Raw genomic sequence first — 8,892 nt, 5'->3', positions numbered from 1 at the left:
CTGCCGGCGGCCGCACCGCGTCGTCCGCGCCCCGTCCCGTCCCGGCGCCCGCACCCGCGGGTCCCGTCTGGGGTGGCTCGGCCGCCGAGCCCGCGGCCGCACCCGCGCCGCAGGCGGTCGGCTCCTCGCCCTTCGCGCCGGCGGCCGACGGCCGCGGCACGACCGGTCCGGCACCGGACGCCGCGGTCCCCGTGCGCGGCGAGCCGTCGGCGCCCTGGGGACGCGCCGTGGCCGACGAGCACGACGACGAGGACCTCGACGACGAGCCGGAGACGCGCCGGTACCCGTACACGTGGCTGCACCTGCTCGTGCTCGCGCTGGTCGCGTTCGTCCTGGGCTTCCTCATCATGCTGCTGCTCATCAACGCCCGCGGTGACGAGACGGCGGCCGGCGTGCCGGCGCTCACGCTGCTCGCGGCCGTCGGGGGAGCGCCTCCGCTCTGACCGCCGTGCGGGGCCGCGCGCGCCGCACGCCACGACCACGGCGCCGACCGGCGCCACGACCCCGAGGAGACCCGTGCCCGCGAGCACCCGTGCGATCGAGCTGGCCCACGCGGCGGCCCGTGCCGCGTCCGACCTCAAGGCCCAGGAGATCATCGCCCTCGACGTCAGCGAGCAGCTCGTGCTCACGGACGTCTTCCTCATCGCCTCCGGCACCAACGAGCGGCAGGTCGGCGCGATCGTCGACGCCGTGGAGGAGGCGCTGCACACGCTCGACGCCAAGCCGGTGCGCCGCGAGGGCAAGGGCCAGGGCCGCTGGGTCCTCATCGACTTCGGCGACATCGTCGTGCACGTCCAGCACGCCGAGGACCGCGTGTACTACGCCCTCGAGCGGCTCTGGAAGGACTGCCCGGTCATCGAGCTCCCCGCGGACGAGCGGGGCGCCCGGGACGGCGAGGAGTGAGCGCCGCCCCCACCGGTGCCGGGCGCCTGCTGCTGTGGCGGCACGGCCGCACGGCGTACAACGCCACCGCGCGTCTGCAGGGGCAGGTCGACATCCCCCTGGACGACGCGGGGCGCTGGCAGGCGCGCACGGCCGCGGCGCGCATCGTCGCCCGGTACGCCCCGACGCTCGTCGTCAGCTCGGACCTGTCCCGTGCGGCCGAGACCGCGGACGCGCTGGGCCGTGCGCTCGGCACGGTCGTCGAGCGCGACCCGCGGCTGCGCGAGCGCGGCTTCGGCGAGTGGGAGGGCCTGACGGGCCACGAGATCGAGGCGCGCTGGCCGCAGGAGTTCGCCGTGTGGCGCGCCGGCGGCGACCCCGCGGGCGTCGGCGCCGAGACCCGCGCCGAGGTGGCCGCGCGCGTCGGCACGGCGGTGCGCGAGCACGCCGCGCGGGTGGGGCGCGACGGCACGGTCGTCGTCGTGTCGCACGGCGCCGCGATCGGCTCCGTCGTCGCCGACCTGCTCGGGCAGCCGCCGCACTGGCGGGGCGTCGTCGGCATGCTCAACGCCCACTGGGCCGAGCTGACGGCCGACCGCGCGGGTGCGGAGCCCGGCTGGCGCCTGCACGGCTACAACCTCGGCCCGACGGACGCGTCGTCGGACTGGAACGCCGGACCCGACGTGACGGCTCCCGACGAGAGCGCCGACGCGGAGACGCGCGACCCCGATTAGCGTTTCGGCCGCGCGGCGGCCTATAGTTTCCGAGCACCTCACGGGGTGCACGGAGCCCGCGAGGGCGACGGGGCTGTGGCGCAGCTGGTAGCGCACCTGCATGGCATGCAGGGGGTCAGGGGTTCGAGTCCCCTCAGCTCCACCGAAGTAGCAGGTCAGAGGCCGTTCCTCCGCTCGGAGGGACGGCCTTTGTGCTGGTGTGGACAGTGAACGGACACGTGACGGCAGTGCCCGGATGCGTGTTGCCGGCGCAGAAAGTCGACGCGGTGGACGACGGCTTCACCCCGCTGCTGAACGCGCCAGTCTCCGGAGACCGTGCAAGCCTCGCTCTCCTCGTGGAGGCCGGCGCAGAGGGCGACGAGGTGCACCCGCTGTTCGGGTGGACACCGCTCCGCGACGGCGTCGACCGCGGGTAGGCGTCAGGCGGGCCGGATCGTCGCCCGACCCGCGGGCGACGAGACGGGTCGGGACGACGACGGTCTCGGGCGGCAGGTCGCGATGTGCGAGGCGCTCGAAGACCCGATGCGCCGCGAGCGCGCCGATCCGTGCCGGGTCCTGCGCGATGACGGTGACGCGCGGCTCGAGCAGGTCGGCGAGCTGGAAGTCGTCGAAGCCGACGAGCGCGACGCGGTGCTGCAGACCGAGCGCGCGCAACGCCCGGATCGCGCCGATCGTGATCAGGTTCTGGCTCGTGAAGAGCGCCGTCGGCGGCTCGGGCCCGGTCAGCAGCGCGTGCACGGCGGCCTCGGCCGCCTCCTCGCTGTGCACGTCGTCCGCCGCGGGCACGGACGCAGCCGGGATCCCGGCGTCCGCGAGCGCCTGCACGAAACCGCGGTGGCGCTCGCGGGCGGTGTCGATCCGAGCGAGGTCACCGAGGTAGGCGATCCGCCGGTGGCCGTGCTCGACGAGGTGCCGGGTGGCCCGTTCCGCACCGGCGGCGTTGTCCGCGACGACCGAGTCGACGTCGAGGCCCGTCGCACGCCGGTCGACCATGACGACGGGCGTGCCGGACTCGTGCTCCCAGCGCAGGTAGCCCTGGTCGGGCGTGATCGCCGAGATGATGAGGCCGTCGACGCGGCGTGCGGCGAGGGCGGCCACGAGAGCGCGCTCACGGTCCGGTTCCTCGTCCGTGCTGCCGGCGAGGACGGCCACGCCGCGCTCGCCCGCGACGTCCTCGATCGCGCGGTGGATGGCGGCCGCGAAGGGGTTGTCGACGCTGGAGAGCACGAGCCCGAGGCTCTGGGACCGCCGCTCGCTGCGACGCAGGTTGCCGGCGTTGAGGTCGGGCCGGTAGTTGAGCGCGCGCGCCGCGTCGTTCACGCGCTCCACCATGGCGGGGGAGACGCCGGACTCGCCGTTCACGACGCGCGAGACGGTCTTGATGCCGACGCCTGCCAGCGCCGCCACGTCCCGCATGGTCGCGCGCCGGCGGACGCCGACGCGCGACTCCGCAGTGGTGTCCGGCCGCGACAGCGTCGTCATGGCACGAGGGTAGGTGGGTGCGCGGCACCGGCCGGGGCCCGCCGGGCGGACGTCACGCGGACGGGTGGTGCGGACGCGGCGACGCCGTGCACGTCAGCCGACGCCCGGCGCGAGCGGGCGCAGCTCGAGCGACGTGACGGTGACGCCGCCGCCGTCGGCGAACAGCGCCACGCCGTCGCTGCCCGGGTGCGGGTACACGAGGTCGGTGATCGTCGCCTCTCCGTCGTTGCCGAAGACCTCGACGGAGGAGCGGTCGACCACCACCTGCAGCCGCACGCGTCCGTCGCGCACGCGCAGCGGTGCCGAGTGCACGCCGGCGAAGGCGGGGTGGAAGTCGACGACGCCGGACCCCGTCCGGTCGACGAACATCCGCTGCGTGGCGACGTCGTAGCCGATGACCGTCCGTCCGTCGTCCCCCGCGCGCACGTGCAGGCCGAAGCGTCGCGCGTCGCCGGGGTCGAACTCGGCGGTGAGGACGACGGCGCCGCGGTCCGTGGCCTCGGGGACGGGCACGGTGGCGTCGCGCAGCACGCCCTCGGCGTCGGTGAGCCGGCGTGCCGACGGTCCGCCCGGCACCTCGACCGGCCGTGACGTGAGCACCACGCGCCCGTCGACCGTGCGCAGCGCGAGCGTGCGCGGCAGCGTCATCGACCCGCGCCACCCGGTGGTGGGCGTCGCACCGGCGTACTCCCAGTTGTTCATCCACGCGACCGCGATGCGCTCCCCGGTGGGCGTGCCCTCGAACGTGAGCGGGGCGTAGTAGTCCCGCCCGTGGTCGAGCCACGCGTGGCGCTCGAGGTCCGTGCGGGCGGGCGCGTCGGCAGCCACCACCTGGTCCAGCAGCACGTGGCCCCACCCGCCCGTGCTCGTGTCGACCACCGCGATCTGCGCGGTGCGCCCGACCAGCTCGCCGACGTCCCACGAGACCGGCGCGAGGTGCTCGCTGTCCTGGCCGGTCGCGGTCCGCACGACCTGCCCGTCGACGAGCAGGTTGACCGTCGTCTCCTCCGCCCGGGGGCGCGCGGGTTCGTCCGAGAGCACGACGTGGTCGACCATGACGTGCCCCCAGCCGCCGGTGTCCTCGTCGACCACCTCGAGGTGCGCGCTCGCGCCGGCCAGCTCGGCGACGTCCCAGGCGACCCAGTGCAGGGTGCCGCTCTCGCGGCCCGTGGCGGTGCGGACGACCTCACCGTCGACGACGAGCCGGACGGCGGTGTCGGTGCCCGCTCCGCCGCCGACGAGGACGTTGACCCACCGGTGCCCGACGGTGAACGCCGGTGAGACGAGCCGGCCGGTGGCGGAGTCGGGGGGCGGGTCGCACGGATCGCCGTGGCCGTTCTGGTAGGAGTTCGCGAGACCCGTGCCGAGGTGCCCCCGCACGCCCGTCTGGCAGGCGGCGTCACCCGCGACCGGGCCGGACCCGAAGGCGGTGCCCTCGACGGTCCACCCGTCGAAGCCCTCGCCCTCGAAGTCGGCGAGCACCGTCCCCGGCGGCGCCGAGCCGTCGCCGGCGCCGGTCGGACGGGGGTGGTGGCCGCCGCCGACACGCATGGTCAGCCAGCGGCGCTCGATCGCGAAGGGGGGTGACGTCAGGGTCCCGGTCGCGCCGTCCCCGCCGCGGAACGTGTTGACGAGCCCGTCGCCCTGGAACCCCGTGACGGCGTGCTGGCCCGGCAGCGTGCCCGCCGCCGGCACCGGGCCGAGGGCGTCCCCGGTGGCCGTCCAGCCCTCGGGGTAGCGCCCGCCGTCGAAGTCGGCGAGGACGGTGCCCTCGACGTCCGGGACGCCCGCCGAGGGGGCGTCGGACACGAACCGCGTGCCGTCGAAGTCGCCGACGAAGTACTGCGCACCCGAGCCGCCGGCCACACCGCCGGGGTTGAGGCTGACGACCAGCACCCAGCGGGTGCGCGCGGGGTCCCCGTCCACCGCGAGCTCGAACAGGTCGGGCATCTCCCACACGCCGTCGACGGCACCGGCGGGGCCGAAGTCGCTCAGGTGGGTCCACCGTGTCAGGTCGTCCGAGCGGTAGAACCGGATGGTGCGCTCGGTCGCGAGGGCGACCGCCATGACCCAGTACCCGCCCGGTTCGTAGCGGAACACCTCGGGGTCCCGGAACTCGGAGGACCCGATGTCGAGGACCGGGTTGCCCGCGTACCGGGTCCACGTCTCGCCGGCGTCGAGGCTGTAGGCGATCGACTGCGCCTGGACGCCGGTGAGCGGGTGCCAGCTGGTGTAGGCGGCGACGAGCGGCGTGCGCCCGGGTGTGCCGAAGCCGCTCGTGTTGCCCTCGTCGACGACGACCGAGCCCGAGAAGATGTGCTCGCGCTCGGACCACGGGATCGCGACCGGCCGTTCCTCCCACGTCACCAGGTCCGTGCTGACCGCGTGACCCCACGACATGTTGCCCCACGCGTCCCCGGCCGGGTTGTGCTGGAAGAACAGGTGGTAGCGGCCGTCGAACCAGACGGGCCCGTTGGGGTCGTTGACCCAGTGCTGCCGGGGCGCGAAGTGGGCCACCGGGCGGTAAAGGTCGGGGTCCTCGGCGGTGGTCGCGCCACCCTGCACCGGGACCGCCAGCGCGGTTGTGAGGACCGCGGTCGCGGCCGTCGCACCCAGGGCGCGCATGCGTCGTCGCACGTCGTCTCCTCGTCGAGATCAGTGGCCGCGACGCGCGTCGTCGCCGCGCAGCGGGACGATCGTCGCCACGGCGAGACAACGATGTCAACCGGAGCGGGCAAGACACCCTTCCAACTGGACAACGTTGTCTGATCGTTACCGATGAGAACCGAAGTCCGGCTTGACCGATTCGGCGACGCGCCGGTAGACACCTCGCAGACAACGTTGTCTGCCGTCGGGTCCGGTGCTGGGCGGCGCGATCGGAGGTACGCATGGATCACGCGGACCACGTCATCCTCGAGATGCGGGGCATCACCAAGGAGTTCCCGGGTGTGCGGGCGCTGGACGGCGTGACGATGGCGGTCCGGGTCGGGGAGATCCACGCCGTCTGCGGCGAGAACGGCGCGGGCAAGTCGACCCTGATGAAGATCCTGTCGGGCGTCTACCCGCACGGGTCGTACGGCGGCGCGGTGGTCTTCCAGGGCGAGGAGGTCCGCTTCAAGGACATCAAGGCGTCCGAGCGGGCCGGCATCGTGATCATCCACCAGGAGCTCGCGCTCATCCCCGAGCTGTCGATCTCCGAGAACATCTTCCTCGGCAACGAGGTCATGAGTCGGGGGCTGATCGACTGGGACGCCGCGCGCCGCCGGACGGTGGACCTCCTGGCCCGCGTCGGCCTCGACGTCGACCCCGCCACGCCGGTGAAGAACCTGGGGGTGGGGCAGCAGCAGCTCGTGGAGATCGCCAAGGCCCTGTCGAAGGACGTGCGGCTGCTCATCCTCGACGAGCCGACGTCCGCCCTCAACGAGGACGACTCGGAGAACCTGCTCGCGCTCCTGCGCGGCCTGCAGGCGCGCGGGATCACCTCGATCATGATCTCCCACAAGCTCAACGAGATCGCCGCCGTCGCCGACGCGGTCACCGTGATCCGCGACGGTCGCACGGTGGAGACGTACGCCGTCGAGGCGGGGCACGTCGACGAGGACCGGATCATCCGGGCGATGGTCGGGCGCTCGCTGGAGAACCGCTACCCGCACCACACGCCGACCATCGGCGAGACGGTCCTCGAGGTCCGCGGCTGGCGCGTGGAGCACCCGACGGTGCCCGGGCGCCTGGTGTGCAAGGACTCCGCCTTCCACGTCCGCAGCGGCGAGATTGTCGGCTTCGCGGGGCTCATGGGCGCGGGACGCACCGAGCTCGCGCGATCCGTCTTCGGTCGCAGCTACGGCACCTGGCTCGCGGGCGAGGTGCTGCTCCACGGCCGGCCCGTGCAGGTGCCGACCGTGGAGGCGGCCATCCGGCACGGCATCGCGTACGTACCGGAGGACCGCAAGAACCTCGGCCTGAACCTGCTCGACACGATCCGCCGCACCACCACGTCGGCCAACCTGCGCGCCGTCGTGCGCCGCTGGCTGCTCGACGTGGACCGCGAGGGCGCGGTCGCGGAGGGGTACCGACGCTCGCTGCGCATCAAGAGCCCGACCGTGGACGCCGGCGTCACCACGCTGTCCGGGGGCAACCAGCAGAAGGTGGTCCTGGCCAAGTGGATGTTCCCGAACCCGGACGTGCTGATCCTCGACGAGCCGACGCGCGGGATCGACGTCGGCGCCAAGTACGAGATCTACAAGCTGATCCAGGACCTCGCCGACCAGGGCAAGGCGGTCGTCGTCATCTCCTCGGAGCTGCCCGAGCTGCTCGGGCTGTGCGACCGCATCTACACGATCTGCGAGGGCCGCGTCACCGGCGTCCTCGACGCGCAGGACGCCGACCAGGAGCGCCTCATGCGCCTCATGACCACCACCGCGACGAGCACCGCGGCCGCCGGCACCCCCGCCGTCGGCGTGGCGCCGCGCTGACCCACCGGCCCGAAGCAGGGAGCGGACGATGACGTCCTTCAAGCAGGTCCTCGGCGGGGACATCCGCCAGTTCACGATGGTGTTCGCGCTCGTCGCGCTGCTCGTCGCGTTCGACGTGGCGTCGGGCGGCCGGATGCTCACGCCGTCGAACTTCCAGAACCTCCTGTCCGGCAACGCCTACGTGCTCATCCTGGCGATCGGGATGGTCATGGTCATCGTGATCGGGCAGATCGACCTGTCCGTCGGGTCCGTCGCGGGCTTCGTCGGCATGCTCGTCGCGCTCAGCGCGCGCGACCTCAGCCTGCCGTGGTGGGCCGCCGTGCTGGTGGGCCTCGCGGCGGGGGCGCTGATCGGGTGCTGGCAGGGCTTCTGGCTCGCGCGGCTCGGCATCCCGGGGTTCATCACGACCCTCGCCGGCATGATGATCTTCCGCGGCGCGGTCATCTGGATGAGCGGGTCCATCAGCGTCCCCGTCCCGCAGGAGCTGCGGTTCCTCGGCTCCGGCTACCTGCCCGAGTGGGGGCCGGCGTTCACGCAGATGAACAACTCGACCCTCCTGCTCGGGCTGCTCGCGATCGCCGGGTTCGCGTACTCGCAGCTCACCCAGCACCGTCGGCTCGCCGCCTCCGGCGACCGGGCCCAGCCCCTGTGGCCGGTGGTCGTGCGGATCGTGCTCGTGGGCGCCGTCATCGGGTACGTCACCTGGCTGTTCGGCAGCGGGCGCCCCGGCACGTCGTTCCCCGTCCCCGGGCTGATCCTCGTCGGGCTCGTGATCGTCTACCACGTCATCACGCAGCGGACCCGCTTCGGCCGGCACATCTACGCGGTCGGCGGCAACCGTGCCGCCGCGGCACTGTCCGGCGTCAACACGCGCCGCACCTACTTCCTCGTGATGGCCAACATGTCCTTCCTCGCGGCGCTCGCGGGCATCATGTTCGTCGGCCGGGCGACGTCCGCGGGACCGTCGGACGGCACCATGTGGGAGCTCGACGCGATCGCCGCCGTCTTCATCGGCGGTGCGGCGGTGTCCGGCGGGATCGGCACGGTGACGGCGTCGATGGTCGGCGGACTGGTCATGGCGGTGCTCAACAGCGGACTCATGCTCATGGGCGTCGGCGCCGACCGGACGCAGGTCATCAAGGGTCTCGTGCTGCTCGCCGCGGTGGCGTTCGACGTCTACAACAAGCAGCAGGGCCGGCCGTCCATCACCGGGCTGGTCCTGGGGCGCCTGGGGCGCGGCGGTACGACGCAGGGCGGTCCCGTCGCCGCGGCGGCCGCCTCGGCGGCGGCCGCGAGCGAGGCGCCCGCGCTGGGCCCGGCCC

General features: G+C 73.6%; 6 protein-coding genes, 1 tRNA gene and 1 pseudogene. 6 read left to right on the top strand and 2 right to left on the bottom strand.

Translation table 11 applies throughout. The features are described 5' to 3' along the window. The 4 genes and pseudogenes from AB6N23_RS15515 to AB6N23_RS15500 all read left to right on the top strand — a co-directional run. Positions 1 to 443 (top strand): annotated as a pseudogene (locus tag AB6N23_RS15515) (hypothetical protein); the annotation flags it as partial. 73 nt (positions 444 to 516) lie between these two features. After that, positions 517 to 903 (top strand): ribosome silencing factor, encoded by a 387-nt coding sequence (gene rsfS, locus AB6N23_RS15510; protein ID WP_412866900.1) that lies wholly within the window; start codon positions 517 to 519, stop codon positions 901 to 903. Then, entirely contained in the window at positions 900 to 1,616 is a 717-nt protein-coding gene (locus AB6N23_RS15505; protein WP_412866899.1) for a histidine phosphatase family protein, read from the top strand. The genes rsfS and AB6N23_RS15505 overlap by 4 nt, the downstream gene beginning before the upstream one ends. A 69-nt stretch (positions 1,617 to 1,685) precedes the next feature. Then, positions 1,686 to 1,758 (top strand) — tRNA-Ala (locus tag AB6N23_RS15500). A 137-nt stretch (positions 1,759 to 1,895) separates the two neighbouring features. Here AB6N23_RS15500 and AB6N23_RS15495 read toward each other — a convergent pair. After that, a complete protein-coding gene (locus AB6N23_RS15495; protein ID WP_412866898.1) occupies positions 1,896 to 3,098 on the bottom strand; it encodes a LacI family DNA-binding transcriptional regulator in 1,203 nt (400 codons plus the stop codon). 93 nt (positions 3,099 to 3,191) lie between these two features. Continuing rightward, the gene (locus AB6N23_RS15490) at positions 3,192 to 5,735 is read right to left on the bottom strand and encodes a GH32 C-terminal domain-containing protein (protein WP_412866897.1); all 2,544 of its coding nucleotides are present in this window, start codon (positions 5,733 to 5,735) and stop codon (positions 3,192 to 3,194) included. Positions 5,736 to 5,986: 251 nt separating this feature from the next. Here AB6N23_RS15490 and mmsA point away from each other — a divergent pair, with 251 nt between their 5' ends. Together mmsA and AB6N23_RS15480 are read left to right on the top strand one after the other, a co-directional pair. Continuing rightward, a complete protein-coding gene (mmsA, locus tag AB6N23_RS15485) occupies positions 5,987 to 7,570 on the top strand; it encodes a multiple monosaccharide ABC transporter ATP-binding protein (protein WP_412866896.1) in 1,584 nt (527 codons plus the stop codon). A 28-nt stretch (positions 7,571 to 7,598) separates the two neighbouring features. Then, on the top strand, positions 7,599 to 8,892 hold a 1,294-nt coding region (locus tag AB6N23_RS15480; RefSeq protein ID WP_412866895.1), incomplete at its 3' end, for a sugar ABC transporter permease.

The organism is Cellulomonas pasadenensis, assembly GCF_047229365.1.
Classification (GTDB): domain Bacteria; phylum Actinomycetota; class Actinomycetes; order Actinomycetales; family Cellulomonadaceae; genus Cellulomonas.
Note: the sequence above shows the minus strand (reverse complement) of the source record. Positions and strands in the feature narration are given on the sequence as shown.

What these genes read in the sequence shown, in the direction of transcription:
- AB6N23_RS15495 (WP_412866898.1), bottom strand. Translation starts at nt 3,098, where the DNA reads ATGACGACGCTGTCGCGGCCGGACACCACTGCGGAGTCGCGCGTCGGC.
- mmsA (WP_412866896.1), top strand. Translation starts at nt 5,987, where the DNA reads ATGGATCACGCGGACCACGTCATCCTCGAGATGCGGGGCATCACCAAG.